The 18980-nt window shown below is 39.2% G+C and carries 16 protein-coding genes and 1 pseudogene; 14 read left to right on the plus strand and 3 right to left on the minus strand.

Going from position 1 to position 18980, the window contains the following annotated elements; translation table 11 throughout:
- Window positions 1-503: 503 nt before the first annotated feature.
- Together VXK47_RS06015 and VXK47_RS06020 are read left to right on the plus strand one after the other, a co-directional pair.
- Entirely contained in the window at window positions 504-707 is a 204-nt protein-coding gene (locus tag VXK47_RS06015; RefSeq protein ID WP_435547867.1) for a hypothetical protein, read from the plus strand.
- The gene (locus VXK47_RS06020) at window positions 694-1098 is read left to right on the plus strand and encodes a nucleotidyltransferase (RefSeq protein WP_435547868.1); all 405 of its coding nucleotides are present in this window, start codon (window positions 694-696) and stop codon (window positions 1096-1098) included. The genes VXK47_RS06015 and VXK47_RS06020 overlap by 14 nt, the downstream gene beginning before the upstream one ends.
- A gap of 500 nt (window positions 1099-1598) precedes the next feature.
- Here VXK47_RS06020 and VXK47_RS06025 read toward each other — a convergent pair whose 3' ends face one another.
- Entirely contained in the window at window positions 1599-2288 is a 690-nt protein-coding gene (locus tag VXK47_RS06025; RefSeq protein WP_435547869.1) for a PEP-CTERM sorting domain-containing protein, read from the minus strand.
- Between the two features lie 902 nt (window positions 2289-3190).
- Between VXK47_RS06025 and VXK47_RS06030 the strand changes: the two genes are divergently transcribed.
- From VXK47_RS06030 to gspN, 12 genes and pseudogenes are all read left to right on the plus strand, one after another.
- On the plus strand, window positions 3191-4048 hold the full coding sequence (locus VXK47_RS06030; protein ID WP_435547870.1) for a type II secretion system protein N: 858 nt from the start codon (window positions 3191-3193) through the stop codon (window positions 4046-4048).
- Window positions 4049-4065: 17 nt separating this feature from the next.
- Window positions 4066-6222 (plus strand): type II secretion system secretin GspD, encoded by a 2157-nt coding sequence (gene gspD, locus VXK47_RS06035; RefSeq protein WP_435547871.1) that lies wholly within the window; start codon window positions 4066-4068, stop codon window positions 6220-6222.
- A 131-nt stretch (window positions 6223-6353) separates the two neighbouring features.
- On the plus strand, window positions 6354-7868 hold the full coding sequence (gspE, locus tag VXK47_RS06040) for a type II secretion system ATPase GspE (protein ID WP_435547872.1): 1515 nt from the start codon (window positions 6354-6356) through the stop codon (window positions 7866-7868).
- Window positions 7855-9030, plus strand: a complete 1176-nt coding sequence (locus VXK47_RS06045; protein WP_435547873.1) for a type II secretion system F family protein — start codon at window positions 7855-7857, stop codon at window positions 9028-9030. Before gspE ends, VXK47_RS06045 begins: the two co-directional genes overlap by 14 nt.
- Window positions 9031-9269: 239 nt before the next feature.
- On the plus strand, window positions 9270-9716 hold the full coding sequence (gene gspG / locus VXK47_RS06050; protein ID WP_435547874.1) for a type II secretion system major pseudopilin GspG: 447 nt from the start codon (window positions 9270-9272) through the stop codon (window positions 9714-9716).
- A gap of 207 nt (window positions 9717-9923) precedes the next feature.
- Entirely contained in the window at window positions 9924-10379 is a 456-nt protein-coding gene (locus VXK47_RS06055) for a pilus assembly FimT family protein (RefSeq protein ID WP_435547875.1), read from the plus strand.
- Window positions 10379-10747 (plus strand): annotated as a pseudogene (locus tag VXK47_RS06060) (type II secretion system protein); the annotation flags it as partial. The gene VXK47_RS06055 and the pseudogene VXK47_RS06060, both read left to right, overlap by 1 nt.
- A gap of 82 nt (window positions 10748-10829) precedes the next feature.
- Window positions 10830-11489, plus strand: coding sequence for a PulJ/GspJ family protein (locus VXK47_RS06065; RefSeq protein WP_435547876.1), 660 nt, complete (start codon window positions 10830-10832; stop codon window positions 11487-11489).
- A complete protein-coding gene (gene gspK / locus VXK47_RS06070; RefSeq protein WP_435547877.1) occupies window positions 11486-12418 on the plus strand; it encodes a type II secretion system minor pseudopilin GspK in 933 nt (310 codons plus the stop codon). The genes VXK47_RS06065 and gspK overlap by 4 nt, the downstream gene beginning before the upstream one ends.
- Window positions 12419-12638: 220 nt before the next feature.
- Complete coding sequence (locus tag VXK47_RS06075; protein ID WP_435547878.1) at window positions 12639-13757, plus strand: hypothetical protein; 1119 nt, start codon at window positions 12639-12641, stop codon at window positions 13755-13757.
- A gap of 2 nt (window positions 13758-13759) precedes the next feature.
- A complete protein-coding gene (locus VXK47_RS06080; protein ID WP_435547879.1) occupies window positions 13760-14347 on the plus strand; it encodes a hypothetical protein in 588 nt (195 codons plus the stop codon).
- A 54-nt stretch (window positions 14348-14401) separates the two neighbouring features.
- A complete protein-coding gene (gspN, locus tag VXK47_RS06085) occupies window positions 14402-15163 on the plus strand; it encodes a type II secretion system protein GspN (RefSeq protein WP_435547880.1) in 762 nt (253 codons plus the stop codon).
- A gap of 228 nt (window positions 15164-15391) precedes the next feature.
- Here gspN and prsR read toward each other — a convergent pair whose 3' ends face one another.
- Both prsR and prsK read right to left on the minus strand, forming a co-directional pair.
- On the minus strand, window positions 15392-16747 hold the full coding sequence (gene prsR / locus VXK47_RS06090; RefSeq protein WP_435547881.1) for a PEP-CTERM-box response regulator transcription factor: 1356 nt from the start codon (window positions 16745-16747) through the stop codon (window positions 15392-15394).
- Between the two features lie 118 nt (window positions 16748-16865).
- The gene (prsK, locus tag VXK47_RS06095; protein WP_435547882.1) at window positions 16866-18974 is read right to left on the minus strand and encodes an XrtA/PEP-CTERM system histidine kinase PrsK; all 2109 of its coding nucleotides are present in this window, start codon (window positions 18972-18974) and stop codon (window positions 16866-16868) included.
- Window positions 18975-18980 lie beyond the last annotated feature (6 nt).

Raw genomic sequence — 18980 nt, forward strand, 5'->3', positions numbered from 1 at the left:
AAAAGCGCTTAAAAAGATAGGTTAAAGGATAAAGGTGAAAAAACAGCTCATGAGTTCGTGAGTTGATGAGGGAAAAGAAAGGTGCAAGGGGCAAGGTTAAAGGTGCGAGGATAAAGAAAAAAACAGCTCATGAGTTCATAAGTTGATAAGGGGAAAGGAAAAGAAGCTCATAAGCTCATAAGTTGGTGAGTTGGTGAGGGAAAAGCAAGGTTGAAGGTGTAGGGGCGTATTGCAATACGCCCGGATTTTTTTATATATCGAGAGCAAAACGGATTGCGCGCCCAACATCAAGCATCTTTACGGGAGACAAAGATGTGATCAATGATCCGATTTTTTCCATTCATTCCTGTTGATTCCGGTTTCTTGATAAGGAGCTCAATTCCATGTGCTCTGTGAGAGATAAAAATAGTGCGTAAGCTGAAAAAAGAAGATGGCTTGACTTATATGTATTAATAATAGATAGTAATATCAAGTGACCGGAAAATAAATCGAAAGTGAAAAATATGGATAAAGAATTAGTTGATATAAAAATAGACAAAAAATTCTTCTCGGTAATGACATTATCAGATCAATCGGATGACAAAAACTATTGGTTTTCCAGGAATCCAATTGAAAGATTGCAGCATATTGAAGTGTTAAGAAGGATTAACTATGGACATGGTGCTACCTCCGGACTTCAAAGAGTTCTTGAATTTGCTGAAGGCTAAAAATATCCAATATTTATTGATTGGCGGTTATGCAGTCGGTTATCATGGGTATCCACGGGCAACAAATGATATGGATATTTGGATAGCTATAGATCCTGAAACTGCGGAGAAAATGGTGTTAGTTTTAAAGGAATTTGGTTTTGATACCCCCCAATTATCTAAGGAACTCTTCCTTAAAAAGAATAGTATTGTACGCATGGGTATTGCTCCTATGCGGATTGAAATACTAACCACAATTTCCGGTGTTAATTTTGAGGAATGCTTTAAAAATAGGGCTGTTGATGAAATAGATGGAATTGAAGTAAATATCATTAGCTTGAATAAATTGAAGATTAATAAGAAATCGAGTGGACGGCATAAGGATTTAGATGATTTTGAAAATCTGCCTTGAAATATGCTGTAACTGGCCGCAAGGGTTAAAAATCCAGGAATAAGGATAAAGAAAAAAACAGCTCATGAGTTCGTAAGTTCGTAAGTTGATAAAGAAAGGTGCAAGGGGCAAGGTTAAAGGTGCAAGGATAAAGGTTCGAGGTTAAAGGATAAGATGAAAAAACAGCTCATAAGTTCGTGAGTTGATAAGTTGATAAGGGGAAAGAAGGGTTAAAGGTGTAGGGGCGTATTGCAATACGCCCGGATTTTTGTAAGTCCGTAATTTAATGTGTGCAACAATAAAAAGCGGAGGCAACATGTGATTTTAGGATATCAATATCCGGCAAATAAAAAAGAGGCAGAGCCGGTTTCGACTCTGCCTCTTTTTTATTGAATTATTTTTTTAAATTTCTTTTACCGTTAACCGTTTTTAACCGTCAACTGTCAACCGTAAACCGTAAACCGTAAACCGTCAACCGTCAACCGTCAACCGTAAACCGTCAACCGTAAACCGCTTTTAATCTATTTTTTAAATTTTCTGCCTGCGCCTGCGAGTCCGATCAGACCGAAGCCAAGAAGGAGAAGTGTGGCTGGTTCGGGAACTGTTGGAATAAGAGTTAGTTGATCCTGTTTTTTTGTTGGGTACTGAGCTCCATCCGTAAGGTTTAGTATCCATACATTATTATAAGCTATTTGTTTGTCCGCTGCAGAGGCATTGTTGGCCAGTGTAACGAGATAATTATTTATCCCCGAAGTTTCTTCTTCAATATACCATATAGCTCTCTGTAGGGCATCTATTCCGGTATTATCGTAACTCCATGTGCCCGTAGTGAGTGAACTTAAATTCCCCATTCTGAAATTATAATAAAGATAAGCTGTTTTTACGTCAAGAGGATCTGGGTCTGGACCTCCAGAACCACCATTGACTGCAGATTTACTTATATTCTCAACATAAAGTGGAGTATCATAATTAATATATTCGTCAGTTTCAATACAAAAGGTGCTAAAGTTCTGATTTGTATATGTTCCTGTTTTACTTGTACTCATCCATACATTAAACTCTCCTCCGGCAGTAGTGCCATACGTTCCATTATACAACTTAATCCAGTTCCCAGTAGCAATTGTATCGGCATAAGAATTTGGAGCCACAAACATTACTACCATAAGCATCATCATAATCACACCGAGTATCATTTTCTTTAAATTTTTCATATTTACTTCCTTTCTATTATTTTGTGAAATTACATTTTTATTTTGTAATACATTGTGTGCAATGAATATGCCTGATTTGGAGTATCGGGATTAAATTATTTGCATAATATCTATTAACTAAATGATATTATAATATATAAAGTTATATAAATTTATTAATATAAGTATCACCATGAAGGGAATAAGGGGCACTTATTGTCTGTTTATAGAAAAATTGTAAAGAAAACCGACGGAAGAAGGTTCAAGGTTCGAGGTGAAAGGGGCAAGGTAAAACAGCTCGTGAGTTCGTGAGTTGGTGAGTTGGTAAGGGGAAAGAAAGGTGCAAGGGGCAAGGTTAAAGGTGCAAGGATAAAGAAAAAAACAGCTCGTGAGTTGGTAAGTTCATAAGTTGATAAGGTAAAACAGCCGGTTTCAGGGGCAGGGGGGTTGGTTCGGAAATAGATGTTTAAGGAGTATGTTCGTTTGATTTGCCTGCATTGCAAATAGCCGCAAAATAAATATAAACGCTATATATAATAATATAAGTACCATAGATACATATTGTGACGGTTTTGTAAAGAAAACCGACGATTTTAAGGCTGAAAAGGAGATTTGTCAGGATAAAAAGGCAAAAATATATAGTAAAATTGGTATGATATAATATAAAAAAAGTGCTTGATAAAATTGTAAAGAAAACCGACGGAAGAAGGTTAAAGGTTCAAGGTTCAAGGTTAAAGGTTCAAGGGGAAAGGTGAAAGGTTAAAGGTGAAAGGTAAAACAGCTCATGAGTTCGTGAGTTCATAAGTTGGTAAGGGGAAGGTAAGGATCAGCTTTCAGCAGGGTGATAATATAATTGACTTATTTCGATAACATGATAAAGTTATTATCTATTTTTTTAGGTTGCTTATTCCGGGGGTTATAATATGCTTTACCGAAAAGCGGATGTATTGAGCATTTTTAATTTGTTTCTTTTAGCTGTACTGATTGTTTTTTTTCTGATAAGCATACGTAGTTTAATTACAAGAGGTTATAATAAAAAAAATGTAAAATCTCCGGTTTCTTTTCAGGCTGCAAGCCCGAAATATGCAAAAAAAGATCTGATGGAATATGAATCCATTCTTAAAAATAATCCTTTTGGTTTCAAAACCGATACCTTAAAACCACTAGGCGGTTCATCCGACATGCCGCTTCCAGCTTCGGACATTAAACTGATTGGGACTATTTCAGGTGATGATATGTTCAGCTATGCCGTATTTGCGGGCAGTAACGGTAAACAGGAGATATATAAGGCGGGTGAAATTATACCGGGAACCGGTTTGCTGAAAAAAGTGGATAATGATAAGGTCTATATAGAAAATGGAGATTTGATTTCGGAAATTCCCGTGGTTCAATCTTTGGCTATTGAACAGAACAAAGAATCTTTAAGTAATGAGCCTTCCTCTTCTGCAGAGCAACTTGATAAAGGGGATTATGTTATTGATCAGAAGATTATCAATGAAGCGCTGGACAATCCCGGCCGGTTTCTTTCCCAGGCAAGATTAATCCCCAATATGGTGGATAACCATCAGGAGGGATTTATTGTAAGAGAAGTCAAGAGTGGCGGAATACATAGCCTTCTTGGATTGAAAAATGATGATATTCTTATGAGAATAAACGATTACGATATTACAAACCCCGAAAAAGCGCTCAGGGCATTTTCAGCCTTAAAGGGGGCGAACATGGTGCAGCTTGATATCATAAGATCCGGTAAAAGAGAAACTATGACATATCAAATCAGGTAAAGATAAGGCAGGCGTGCATGATCGGTAAAAAAAATATTTGGATTCTGTTGTTGGCTGTATCTTTTATATTCACCGGGTATATTGCTCCGGATGCTTTTGCGGCTTCAAAAGACACGGAGAAGATAAGCTTTAATTTTGTGGATATAGACCTTCCTGTTGTTGCAAAATTTGTGAGTGAAATTACCGGAAAGAATTTTATTTTCGATGAGAGTTTCGTGGGTAAAGTTACAATCATTGCTCCGTCAAAAATCAGTGTTAACGATGCTTTCAGTCTGTTTACATCCGTGCTTGCATTAAAAGGATATACTGTTATTCCAACTATAGCAGGTATTTATAAAATTATTCCTACTCCGGAGGCAAAACACGACGGAATGGAAGTATCGGGAAAAAAACTTCCTGCCAATGAAAGTTATGTCGCCAGACTTATAACGATAAATAATGTTTCTTCCAAAGAAGCGCTTAACTTTATTGCGCCAATGGTGTCTAAAGATGGTTTGGCATCTGTGTTCGGACCCGGCAATATGCTGTTGATAATAGATTCGGGAATAAATATCAGAAAGATAGCTTCCATTATTGAGTCAATAGACCAGCCGTATATTGGAGAGATGCCTGAAATTGTATATCTTAAATATGCAAGCGCTGAAACTGTTGCCAAGATGGTAAATGAAAATATAAACCGGGGGCAGCGGGAAGTATTGTCACAGGCAATGCCCGGTAATACCGGAAAGGCTGTTGCAGAGCAGAGGCTAAACGCAGTTCTTCTGTTCGGAGATAAATCCATAAAAGAATCAATGCATTCATTTATTTCCCTGCTTGATGTGCGTTCTCCTGAGGCCCATGGAATGATCAATGTTTATTTCATGGAAAATGCAGATGCTGTTGAACTTGCAAAAGTGCTGCAGGATCTGGTGAAAGCCGGCCAGTCAAAGCAGCCGGCTGCGGCCATGTCTGTGTTTGAGACTGCCGGAGGCATAGCTATTACGGCGGACAAGGCGTCAAACGCTCTGGTAGTTGTCGCCACTCCGGCAGATTACCAGAACCTGCAGCAAATCATAAAAAAGCTTGATAAGAGAAGAAAGCAGGTTTTTGTGGAAGCTATGATTGCCGAAGTTTCCATTGATAAATTGCTTGAGCTGGGATCAAAATGGCGCGCTGCGGTTACAAGGAATGGCGAGCCTATTTTTGTGGGGGGAGTAGGAACGGTTGATGCTGCAACAGTAAATTCCATACTTTCAGGTATGACCGGTCTTACATTGGGCGGCATGTCCAATTATTTCACAGTTCCGCAGACTTTTGTGGCCGGAGGAACTTCTGATATTAAAGTTCCAGGGATTACGGCACTTTTTAGCATGAGCGATTTCAAGGATGCTGTAAATGTCCTCTCAACGCCTCAGATTCTTACATCAGATAATATGGAAGCTGAAATACTGGTAGGTGAAAATATTCCCTTGATCTTAAACAGGGAAAGGGATGTCACAACAACCTCAACCGTTCTGACTTCAATAGAACGCAAAGATGTTGGTATACTTTTAAAGATAAAACCTCAGATAAACGAGGGGGAATATGTAAAACTTGATATATATCAGGAAATTTCAGCGCAAAAAGCCGGTTCCGAAAATGTTATCACATCAATAGGTCCTACTATGACCAAAAGATCTACAAAAACATCTGTGGCAGTAAAGGATAAACAGACTGTTGTAATTGGTGGGCTCATGCAGGAAAGGGATGAAGAGTCGATCACAAAGATTCCTCTTTTAGGAGATATCCCGGGTTTGGGCTGGCTTTTTAAATACAGAAGCATTTCCAGGGCAAAGACAAATCTGTTGGTATTTCTTACTCCTTATATCATCAACGATTCCTCCGATCTTTCCATGATTACTCATAATAAGCTAAACGATTATATGCATAAAGAAAAACAGTATGCGGCTGATGAATTAATTGTTACCTTCAAAGAAGGTGTCAGCGCAGAGGTTATTCGCAGGATTCTGTTGGAACAAAAGATATCAGATGCCAAAATTACTCAAAGCGGCGTTTACCATCTTACGCTTGACAAGAGCATGGATTATAGAAAAGCAATAGATATTTTCTCATCAATTCCTGAAGTGCAAAACGTTGAACCTGTTCCGAGGATCTTGATTCATGATTCAGCAGAAAAAAGCAGGGATAGGGAATGAGGAAGTAAGGATAAAGGTTCAAGGTTAAAGGATAAAGGTGAAAGGCGAAAGAAAAAAACAGTTCGTAAGTTGGTGAGTTGGTAAGCAAAAGATCGGGCAGTGAATTTTGCTGTTGGATAATGGAAATCAGAATGGAAACTTTAGAGCATATCAAAGATAATGAAGTAAATCTTAATCTTCTGAGTCAGGTTCCGTATTTCTATTCAAAAAATAATCTTGTCATACCGCTTAGAATAGAAGAGAAAACACTGATTGCGGCAGTATCCGGTAATAATGGCCTTTTGGCTGCTGTTGAGCTGGCGAAAAGACTTGGTGTTAAGGTTAAACCTTTAAGAGCGGAGCCGGGTATTGTCATTGAGGCTATCAGCAAATATTACGGCCAGATAAGTAATGCCGAAGAGGTTATGGACAATATGGCGGCAGAGGATCTGTCTTCCGTGGCAACGGAGTTTGAGAAACCGAGAGACATCCTTGAGCTTACTGAAGATGCCCCTATTATCCGGCTTCTTAATGCCCTTTTCCAGCAGGCATTCAAAGAAAGGGCAAGTGATATCCATATAGAGCCTTACGAAAAAGATCTTGAAGTGAGAATGAGGATTGACGGGATACTGCACAGGGTTCTGCGTCCTCCTAAAATCATACAGGAGGCTCTGATAAGCAGGATAAAAATTATGGCCAATCTTGATATTGCCGAAAAGCGGCTTCCGCAGGATGGACGTATAAGGCTTCTTATCGGAGGCCAGGACATAGATCTCAGAGTATCTATTATTCCTACTTCTTTCGGAGAAAGAGCTGTATTAAGGTTGCTTAACAGGAAACAGGGGCTTATCGGTCTTTATGAAGTGGGACTTGATAAACAGGATGAAAATAATTTTGAAAAGCTTCTTGAGAACACAAGCGGTATTATCCTTGTTACCGGACCGACAGGAAGCGGTAAGACAACAACCCTGTATGCCGCTTTAAACAGAGTTCATACTGAAGGAAGAAATATCATAACTGTTGAAGATCCTGTGGAATATCAACTCAAGGGCATAGGACAGATGCAGGTGAATCCTAAAATAGGCCTTTCCTTTGCATCCGGATTAAGATCAATACTGAGGCAGGACCCTGATATTATAATGGTTGGTGAAATACGTGATTTTGAAACTGCTGAAATAGCGATTCAGGCTTCTCTGACAGGGCATCTTGTTTTAAGCACGCTTCATACCAATGATGCGGTATCCTCTATTGTAAGACTTGCCGATATGGGGATGGAGCCTTTCCTTGTTGCTTCTTCCCTTGTGGCAGTTGTTGCGCAGCGCCTTGTCAGAAATATTTGCCCTTATTGCAAGGAGACTTTTATGCCCGCGCCGTCGGAAGAGGCTTATTTCCCTATGCCGGTAGAACAATTATACAGGGGTAAAGGATGCAAGGAGTGCAGGGAAAGCGGTTATCTCGGAAGAACCGGGATCTTTGAAATTCTTTCCATAGACAACAACTTAAGACAAATGATTTCACAGCGGGTCGATGCCCAGGCTATCAGGGAGTACGCAGTTTCTAAGGGAATGAGAACCCTTTATGCGGAGGGAATTGATAAAGTTCTGAAAGGCATTACTACATTGCAGGAAATACTTAGAGTCACGCAGAAAGACTATGCCGAAATTTAAATTCAAAGGATATAATTCCAAAGGTGCGGAAACAAAAGGCATTATAGAGGCCGAGGGACATTCCGATGCAATTTCTGCTTTAAAGGCCAAACTGATTTCTCCCACAGATATTCTGGAAATAACCGGAAAACCTGAAAGAAGTATATTCCAAAAAAAAGATGATACTTTTTTGCCTGATATTACAAGAAATCTTTCGATGCTTCTTGCTTCAGGAGTTCAGCTTATGGATGCTTTGCAATCACTTTCTGATGAATATCCCGGATTTTATGGTGATCTGCTGAATCAGATACGGGAAAGCGTTTCTTCCGGTACGAGTCTTCATAAAGCGCTGGAAAGCTATGGATATGTGTTTCCGGAATATTATATTAATATGGTTCAGGCCGGTGAGACGAGCGGATCTTTAGATATGGTTCTTGTAAAGATTGCCGATTTTCTTGAAACACAGGCTTCCATAAAAGCTAAAATACGATCTGCAACTGTGTATCCTCTTTTAATGGCCGGGGTAAGCACCCTGATTCTCTTCTTCCTTTTTTCTTTTGTAATGCCCAAAATCGTAAGAATATTTACAGAAACAGGAGGTTCGTTGCCTTTTCTTACTGTAGTAATTGTAGCGTTAAGCAATTTTGTTTCCAAATACTGGTGGGCAATACTTGCGGTAAGCGTGGCGGCGGCTGTTTCATTAAGAAAGATACTTCTTAAATACAGAACACAAATTGACGGTATTATTCTCAAATTGCCAGGCAATATAATTCAGAGCCTGTATTATGCAAGATTTGCAAGAACTATGGGCGCTCTTCTCGGTGGGGGCATTCCTTTGTTGAAAGCGCTCAAACTTTCTGCAAAATCCATAGGCAACAGAAAGCTGGAAAATTCTGTTCTCAATTCAGTGGAAAAAGTAGCAGCAGGACAGCAGATGTCCTCCTCCCTGCCCGGATTTCCGCCGATTATATTACGGCTTATATCAACCGGTGAGAAAAGCGGCAATCTCGCTCAGACATTGAACAGAGCCGCCTATTCATATGAAGAGCAATTCAACAGAAAAATCGAAAGGGCCTTATCATTATTTGAGCCGATAATGATACTTGTAATGGGTTTTGTGGTTTGTATTATAGTTCTTGCAGTTTTACTTCCGATATTTCAGATGAATCAACTTATAAAATAAAGGTTAAAGGTAAAAGGTTAAAGGTTCAAGGTGAAAGGTTCGAGGTTCAAGGAATAAGGTTCAAGGTTCAAGGTTCAAGGTGAAAGAAAAAAATAGCTCGTGAGTTGGTGAGTTGATAAGCTCATAAGAGTAAACCAGGTTCAGGGTGTAGGGGCGTATTGCAATACGCCCATATGTCTCAAATATACCGGTTTGCGAGCCATATAAATTGCTGTTAGATATACTTATTGAGGCAGGATATGCAAAAAAAATATATTTTAATAAGAGGGTTTACTCTGATTGAGCTTGTTGTAGTAGTTTTTATCTTAAGCCTTCTGGTTGCGATAGTTGCACCGAAAATCATCGGCAGAACAGATGATGCCCGTGTGACAGAAGCAAAGGTGCAGATTAAAAATTTTGAAACCGCTCTGAAACTGTATAAAATTGACAATGGCTTTTATCCTGATACTCAACAAGGCCTTGATGCCCTTACAACAAAACCTGAGACAGGGCGAATACCCAGGAATTACAGGGCGGGCGGATATCTGGAACAAAAAAAGATACCGCTTGATCCATGGGGAAATCCGTACATATTTATTTCTCCCGGCCTAGAGGGTGATTGTGATATTATGAGTTTTGGCGGAGATGGCAAAGAAGGCGGAGAAGGTAAGGATGCGGATATTAATAACTGGGGGGATATGGAATAAGGTTCAAGGGGAAAAAACAGCTCATAAGTTCGTGAGTTGGTGAGTTGATAAGGGGAAAGCAAGGTTGAAGGGGAAAGGTTCGAGGAACAAGGATAAAGGTTCGAGGAACAAGGTGAAAGGTTCGAGGTTAAAGGTTGAAGGTAAAAGGATTCAGGGTGTAGGGGCGTATTGCAATACGCCGTTTGCTGTTCGATTTTGGGGGGATAATTGAATAAAGCAGGAAATAATGGGTTTACCCTTATTGAATTGATCGTTGTGATTTTTATCATTTCTGTAATGCTTATGGTATCTTTCCCAAACATTGGCTTTCATGAAAGCGGCAAGTTGAAATCCGAAGCGGCTTTATTGGCATCGGTGCTGCGTTATCTTAATGATAGCGCAATAACCATGAAAGAGACTTATGCTGCTAAATTTGATCTGGGCCGTAAAACTCTTATTTACAAAGGCCCGGAAGGCGAAAAAAAAGAGGGTATCAAGAATCTGGCAAGTATTTTGTTGCAAACCAGAGGCCTTGTATCTGATGGAGAAGTAAATATATTTTTTACTCCTATGGGTTCATCGGAAAGTTTCGTAATTAATTTAAAGGATGATGATTCAGGCATTGGGGTTAGTTCAAATTTTTTAAGTGGCAGAATAAAAATAATAAAACAGGATAAGGTTTAAAGATGAACAAAGGATTTACCCTCCTTGAAGTCATGATTAGCCTCGCCATTATAGGAGGGCTTCTTTTTACCCTCATTTCTTCATTAAACTATCATCTGAGTATTGCTGATAGGCAGATTGTATTAACCCAGATTGATATATTGGCTCATGAAAAAATATACGGGATGGAAAATAATCCATCCGAAAGTCGTGGAAAATTTCCGGAGCCTTATCCCTATATCCAATATGAAACAAGAGTTTCAGATTCAAAATATCCGGGTATGCTGGAAATAGGGGTTACGGTAACAGACGGGAAAGAAAAAGTGTTACTCTCAGAAATTATAGCCAAAAGCGGGGATCAGGGGCCAGGCGTAGGGGCTGGTTCATAACCCGCCCGCTTTGGGTAATTGAAAAGCCAAAAACAGGAAGCCAGAATATCAGGGATCAGGGGTCATGTGGCGGAGAAAAGAAGTGAGGAAAGACAGAGGTTTTACGTTATTGGAAATATTGATATCAGTAGCAATATTATCTGTGGTGCTGACCGCCCTTTATCAGACTTTTTTTCTTTCTCACAAAGCGCTTGCGGCAGTTGACGGTACTCTGCTTAAACTTCAGGAATCGCGTGCTTTTGTTGATATATTAAAAAGAGAAATTGAATCTGTATATTATTCTCCTGATAATAACTATTCTGTATTCAGTACGGAAGACAGGGATTATTTTGGCCGGCAGACCTCCCGGCTGACTATGACTTCATTTTCTTCTTCTATAGAAGGTGTGGTAAAACTAAACTATAATGTGGATGAGAGAGATGGCAGGCTGATCATAACAAAAGAAATAATATCAGCTTGTTCTCAACCTGATTTATCTCAGCCATCAGCAAGTAATAAGGTTGATATGCTGGAAGATGTGGAATCTTTTACCGTGGAGAGCAGGTTCGGGAACCGCTGGGTAAAAACCTGGGACAGCTCTTTGACAAAGTATGTTCCGGACGAGGTGAAAATTTCCGTTACTTTTTTTCTTACAAACAAAGACAAACAGGATAAGTCTGGCAGGCTGTTTGTAATTTCTGATATAGCAAAGCCCAGAGTAGGGAAAGTTACTTATAATGGGGGCTCTGCGTCGGTATTATGAGTTATTCAAATTCCTCAATGGATTCAAATAAAGGAATGGCTCTTATACTCACAATTATGATCCTTGCTATTATGACAGCAATGGTTGTTGAGTTTGTGCATGATGTATATTCAACTAATGCAAGTCTTAATAACTGGATAGTAAGCCGGCAGCTGTCGCTGGCCGCCAAATCCGGGATTACTATTGCCAAAAAACAAATTTCGGATAAACAGCTACTTAATACATACACATATCCCGGCAAATATGAGATCCCTCTGGGAAACATATTTTCCGAAGCCGCAGGCAGAGCTGGCGGTAATGTTCTTGTAAGAGTGGAGGATGAGAACGCAAAATTTAATTTAAACAGTATTGTCTGGCCTAATGGAACCACAAATGATGTGGCGATTGAATTATTTAAGAGGCTTTTGAAAAATATTGGGCTTGAAGAACAAATTGCATACAGGATTGCAGACTGGATAGACAGCGACAGTGAATCAAGGGTTGCCGGGTCCGAAACAGGTGCTAAAAATGCATATATGTACAGCATGGATGAACTAAGACTTCTGCCTGGTATGGATTTAAAAACATATGAATCATTAAGGCCTTTTATCACAGTATATGGTGTGGACGGACTTACCTCCGATCTGGTAAATATCAACAGCGCGTCTATTCCGGTAATTATGGCCCTTAATGCCGATATCAGCGAGCGGCTTGCTGAAAGAATTATAAAATACAGGGATATTGAACCTCTCGAGCGTGCAAGCGATCTGGTTAAAATCGCAGGATTTGAGGGTTCTCTCGGACAGTCCCTTATGGGTAAGATTGTAGTAAAAGCTGTGAATCTGAGGATAACGTCAACGGCAGAAAATGACAAGATAAAGAGAATAATAGAATGTGTTGTGGAAAATAACGGCCGGATGTTTGTAACTAGATACTGGTGTGAAAGGTGAAAGGGACAAGGTGAAAGGTTCGAGGCTAAAGGTTAAAGGAACAAGGTTAAAGGATGCTCATAAGTTGATAAGTTCGTAAGTTCATGAGTTGGTGGGTTGGTGAGTTGATAAGAGTTGATGAGTGAAAGGCTGGTCGGGTGACAGGCGGTTTAACAGCTGGCAATCAGCCAACTGTCTTTTATATGTTTTGTATAAGATTAATCGGGCAATTTGGAGAGTTATGAAAAAAATAGGCTTTATTGATTTTCATTATGAAAAAGCTGTTTCCGAATCCGGTTTGAAGGAGGATGAAAATGAGAATAAGCAGTATAAAATGCCTATATATATTTTTAATGAGATTTCAGGGGAAAATAAATTTGAGAAAGAACTTGACTATTTATCTGATGAAATCCCGAAAGATATCAATGAATTTTATCTCAGTATCCCCATTGATCTGTTAAATTTCAGGATAATTAATCTTCCATATTCAGACAAGGAAAAACTGGATAAAACAATACCTTTGGAACTTGAAAGTCTTATTATTGAAGATAATCCCAAAATTATTATTATTTTTGATACGATTGTTCTTAAAGCTACTGAAAGCGGATTTGATATACTTGTAGTTTATGCCGATAAAAAAATCCTTGATGCTGAGATTGAAAAGCTTGCTTTTAATAATATTGATCCGCGCATAATTACATCTATAGCCCTCGGCAGAATTCTTCAGGCAGGTGATGAAGTGCTTTCTCTTGCCGAACGCATTGCTGCAAATACGGATAGTGAGATAGAGTTCGACAGAATAGTTGCTGCAGCACTCGAGATAGAAAAACCGACCATCAATTTAAGATCCGGCCCTTTGGCATATACAAAAGACATTGCCAGAAGAAATCGTATTCTCAAAACAACGGCGATTCTGGGTTTTTTACTGGCTTTTGTTATCAATGCAAATATCCTTTTTGATCTGGTAATAACAAAAAAAGAGATTTCTTCGCAGAAGAAGGCATTGCGGAATATGTATGCAAAGCTTTTTCCGGATGAAAAAAAAATAATTGATGAAGTATATCAGATGAAATCTCATATAAAAGAGATGGAAAAAAAGAGTGATGTTTTAACAGGAGCAGATCCCCTCCGTTTTATTCTTGAACTTTCTGAAAAACCTGCAAAGGGGATAGTGTATGCTGGAATCCGGTTTGAAAAAGGATTTATTAAAATGAAGGCAGAGGCTGCTTCGATGGAATCTGTGGACAAGGCCAGGGCAAAGTATGAACAATACTTATCGGATGTTTTGATTTCGGATATTAAACCGGCAACAGATGGCAAGGTGTTTTTTACCGTAGTTGCCAGGCAAAGGCCCGAATAAATATGAGACTAAAGGATATCGCTGAAAATTTATCTCAAAATATCCATAATAAATGTTCCCGCAGTAATATTATAATATTCTTTCTTCTTTTATGTTTTTATCTTCTAATTATTCCTTTATATCTATTTGATAAAAAAGCAGAAAAAGAACTATCAGCACTAAAAGTAAGGCTAAATGGCTTTTATGCTTTAAGTAATGAATATAATAACCTGAAAGTGCATATAAGCAATATTGAAAACAAAAAATCATTGTCAAAAATCGACAGCATTATTCATGCCCTGGATGAAGTGTTTTTACCGCTTGGAATTAAAGGGAAGATAAAGTCTGTAAAGAATTTAGAGGAAAGAGAAACAGAAGGCAGGATGAATGAAAAAAATGCTGAGGTTATGCTGGAACAAGTCAGTCTGAATGAACTGGTCAATATTTTTTATAAAATAGAAAATGTGCCCATGCTTCTTAAAATAAATAAAGTGTCGATAGAAAAATCATTTGCATTTCCTGAACTTTTGGATATTTCCATGAACATATCGCTGTTTACCGAAAAAGCTCCAAAAAACACGCAACAATCGTGTCAGAGTATGGTAAATTAACAGGCATCAAGCTTTGATACTTCCTATATAAATCATTGGAATCAATAATATTATATGAAAAAAGCAGCCCTTTTTATTGCAATAGTGTTTTTTGTTTTTTGGGGGGTATGGATAATCGCAGTTCCCGAAAGATTTATATCCGATTTTATCAAGGATTCCCTGAAAAAATACAGCAGGATCAGTGTCGATTACAATGGCTTTGAAAAAGGGATTTTTTATAATATCGGAATAAAAAGTGTCAGAATAAGTTATCCTGACAACAGGCTGATTGTAATAATTTATAATTTAAAGGCAGGAATAGATTTTGTCTCTTTTTTGAAATTATCTCCGGGAATAGATTTTCAATGCAATACGAAGAAGGGAAACATCAATGGAAATGTTGGTTTTAAAAAAGGAGTGGGTCCGGTTGCACAAATCAATGGCAGCGGAATTGATATCTCAGATTTGCTTGTAGTTAAGAACTTTTTCGGAATTGACGGTACAGGAAACATTGATTTTGATCTGTTAAAAAAAGGAAAGCAAAGCGAAATTAAATTTTCTTTAAATGATGCAAATATAAGAGGTGCCGGTTTGATTCCGCTTGATATGTTTAAAAAAGCACGCGGAGTTCTGATTGAAGAGAAGGGATTAATTACAATAAAATCTCTGGTAATGGAGGGAAATGGAATATATGCGAGGGTAAAAGGTTATATAAGAGGAAATGAAAGGAATATAACTATAGAGCTTATGGTGAATTCTTCTTCCGGCATAAACCCTTCATATCTTGCTATGCTTGATAAATATAAGGTTTCACCAGGGTATTATATTATAAAATGATAGGTAAAAGGATAAAGGTTCAAGGTTAAAGGTTAAAGGATGAAGGTGCTGCATTTTCCTTTCACCTCGAACCTCGAACCTTTCACCTCCAACCTTGCACCTCGAACCTCCAACCTCGAACCTCGAACCTCGAACCTTGCACCTCGTACCTTTCACCTTTCACCTTGCACCTCGTACCTTGCACCTCGAACCTCCAACCTCGATCCTTGATCCTGGTTTCCGTTGGTATTATTCTTTCGGGATTTCAAATTTTTCCATGAGATCATATAAAGTCGGGCGGCTTATGCCAAGTTCCAAAGCAGCTTTAGTTAAATTGTTGCTGTTGCGGAAGAGCGCTTTTAAAATCAGTTCTTTTTCCAAAGCTTCGCGGGCTTCCTTAAGTCCCATGGTTTCAAATTTTGAATTTACGGAAGCTATTTCAAGGTCTTCAGGGCTTATTTTTTTGCTTTCGGCCATTATAACGGCGCGTTTTATGCGGTTTTCAAGCTCCCTGATATTTCCCGGCCATTCATACCGTTCGATGGCATCGATAGCCTGAGCTGTAAATCCTTTTATATTTTTTTTGTTTTCATCAGCATACCGGTCAAGGAAAATTTTTGCGAGAAGTAAAACATCTCCTTTTCTTTCTCTTAGAGGCGGAAGCGATATGGAAACCACTCCAAGACGAAAATAAAGGTCATTTCTGAAACTTGCGTTTTTCATAGCCTCTTCCAGATCACGGTTTGTGGCTGAAAGAACACGGGTATCAATTTCAAGTTCTTCTCTTCCGCCTATACGTTCGATAACCTTTTCCTGAAGAAAGCGCAGCAGTTTGACCTGAAGAGAGAGGGGCAGTTCACCAATTTCATCTAAGAATAATGTGCCTCCTTCCGCCATCTCAATACGTCCCTTGCGTTGGACATGAGCGCCGGTAAACGATCCCTTTTCATGGCCGAAAAGCTCGCCTTCAAGAAGATTTTCAGGTATGGCGCCGCAATTTATAGCGATAAAAGGTTGTGATTTGCGCCTGCTGAGACTGTGGATCGCACGGGCGACCAGCTCCTTGCCTGTTCCGCTTTCACCGGTGATAAGAACAGGCGCATCCGTTGTTGATACTTTTTGTATAGTTGAAAAAATTTCAAGTACTTTCGGGCAGGTGCCAATCATACCTTCAAAGGTGTCCTGGCTCAACCGTCTCTGCAGTTTCCTTTGCTCCTGCTCAAGCTGGGATACGTAAAAAGCGCGTTTTAACACAACCTTCAGTTCATCTATCTGTATCGGCTTGTAGAAAAAGTCATAAGCCCCCTGTGCAACAGCCCGTAGGGCATTTTCTTTTTCTCCCCGACCGGTGATTATAATTACTTTCACCTGGGCATTTTCGGCAAGAATCTCAGATAATGTCAGAAAGCCTTCTTCCACGCCGGCCGGATGCGGAGGCAAGCCCAGATCCAGTGTTACAACAAGCGGATGTTCCTTATTAAATATTTCAAGAGCGCTTTTCCGGTCTTCAGCCAGAAGAACTCCATAGTCCTTTGCCAAAGCCCACTTCATCTGAGTCCGCAGATCTTCATCATCATCCACTATCAATAACTTTGGTTTTTTCATATTTTATCCCGTATCGAATATCGAATAGCGTAGTTTGCTGTCCGAACCATGATCTGAAACAGGCGGGTTACAAACCGGCCTCTGCATGATGTTTTTTTTCTGATCCCTGAGCCCTTCCTTATCCTTTTTTATTTATCGGCAAAAAAACAATAAACTTTGTTCCCTCGTTTTCTTTGCTTTCAACTTCAATTCTGCCGCCGTGAGCTTCAATAATTGTTTTACAGTGATAAAGGCCGATGCCCATACCCTGTTTTTTTGTTGTTCTGAAAGGCTGGAAAAGATCTTTTTCTTTAAATTCTTCTGATATTCCGCAGCCGTTGTCAATAACAGAAATTTGCGCCCAGTTTTCTTTACAAAAAGTTTCAACAATAATTTTTCCATCATCTCCAAGGGCATCGCAGGCATTCATAAGAAGATTTTCAAGTACTTTATGGATCTGTTCGGGATCTATATAAAGCAAAGGGATATTACTTATGTTTTGTGTGATTTTAGCTGATGTATATCCTTTTATACCGGATACTGCTGATACAACCATTTCGCCAAGATCTGTTTTTTCCAAAGAAAGCTCAAGGTTCCGGCTTAAAAGAGAGAGGCGGCTGCTCATGCTGTTTATCTTTAATACGCTTTGTGAAATTGTTTTCAAAGCATCATTTAGAAACTCGGGATTATCCATAAAAACAGGCAGATTCTGTGTTACAAGTGAAAGTTTTGTCGCCAGATTTTTAAGATCATGCATAAAAAAAGCGGACATTGACTGGAAGGCCTCCAGCTCTTTCATTTTTCGGAGATGCTCCGATAACATAAGATTCTGAAGTATGGCAGCTGCCTGATCTGCAATGGTTCTTACAAGCTCGGTTTCTTCAAAAGAAAGAGGCTCATAAAATACCTTTTCGCTTAATGTCATAATCCCGATAAGCTGTCCGGCGGCATTAAGCGGCACACAGTAGCGAATATGTGATTCTTTCGTTTCCGCATCATAAATAAGGTTTAAAGATTTCACCCAGCCGTCTGTATTTCCTTTAAGATCAAGTAAAATTGATTGATTTTCCATTGTCAGGATAATATCGGAAATATTATGGCCTGAAAAGCTCATTGTATCTGCTCTTGCATCGCTGAATACCGTTGAACTTCCCAAAGAGAGTCTTTCCTGTTTTTCATCAACTATCCAAATACTTACGGATAAAATCTCCATAGTTTCCGAAACCAGATTCACAACAATGCTGCAAAGATCTTTGGTTTGGGTTATTAATGTGGTCCTGTTTGTAAAATCTCCCCAGATTTTTCGGTAGTCATACTGGGGGCGCTTGAAATGAAGGCTTATAAAGCGTTTTCTCTTTACCCTGAGCCGGTCTGAAAGCAGCAGGCTGATTATCCCGATTGCAGCTACAAATATAAAAAAAATTACCAGATGAATATTGCTGATCCATACGAAATGGATGGAAAGCCATGTGAGCGTTCCTGCCAATATAAAGTAGATACCTGCAATGAGCATTGTAAATGAATTATAAAGAAGCTCATGGGAAAGCTGGATATTGGCATTAAGAGGTTTTCCACGCAGAAGCGAACGCAGTATAAGTATTGCGGCCACAAGGATCGCTCCCTGATTAATTGCGTAAATACCGGTGGTTACGCCTTTAAAAAGAAGTACATAGCTGTAAGTGAAAAGTCTTATTCCGATTATGGCTCCCAAGCCCAGAAACATGAATTTTGTCTGCCAGCGCATATGTCCTGTGGCATGGCGGAAAGTTTTTTCAAAGTTCATCAGAATCAGGATTGCAGAAATTATCCATATAAGATGCCATAAATAGCCGGATTTGCCGATTGCGATAAAAAGTTCGGATGTCTGTGTTAAAACAGGTTCGCCCGAAAAGAAAGAATCCCTGAAAAAAACAAATATTGATACGGGCAGAATAAAAGAGGAAATAATAATCCATTTCCATTTTGATATCTGTTCGGCATAATTGGCCCTGGCAAAGCTGATGCTGAAAAGCAGCCAGACAGCCGGAAGTAATGATGATGCAAGTGTCTGAATATGCAGCCTGAGCAGAAAATCTTCAGCAGAAGATGACTGAAAAACCAATCCGGTGAGCGCAGCATTAATTGAACACAGGATCATACCCGCTGAAAAAACACGGTGTATAAAAGAGCGCGGATCACGCCGCAGAGCAAGGACCGCAATCCCTGCCGTTACAACAGCTGCTATGTATGAGAGGTAGATGTTAAACATGATTTA

The sequence above is a fragment of the Desulfobacterium sp. N47 genome (assembly GCF_051233685.1).
Classification (GTDB): Bacteria; Desulfobacterota; Desulfobacteria; order Desulfobacterales; family RPRI01; genus RPRI01.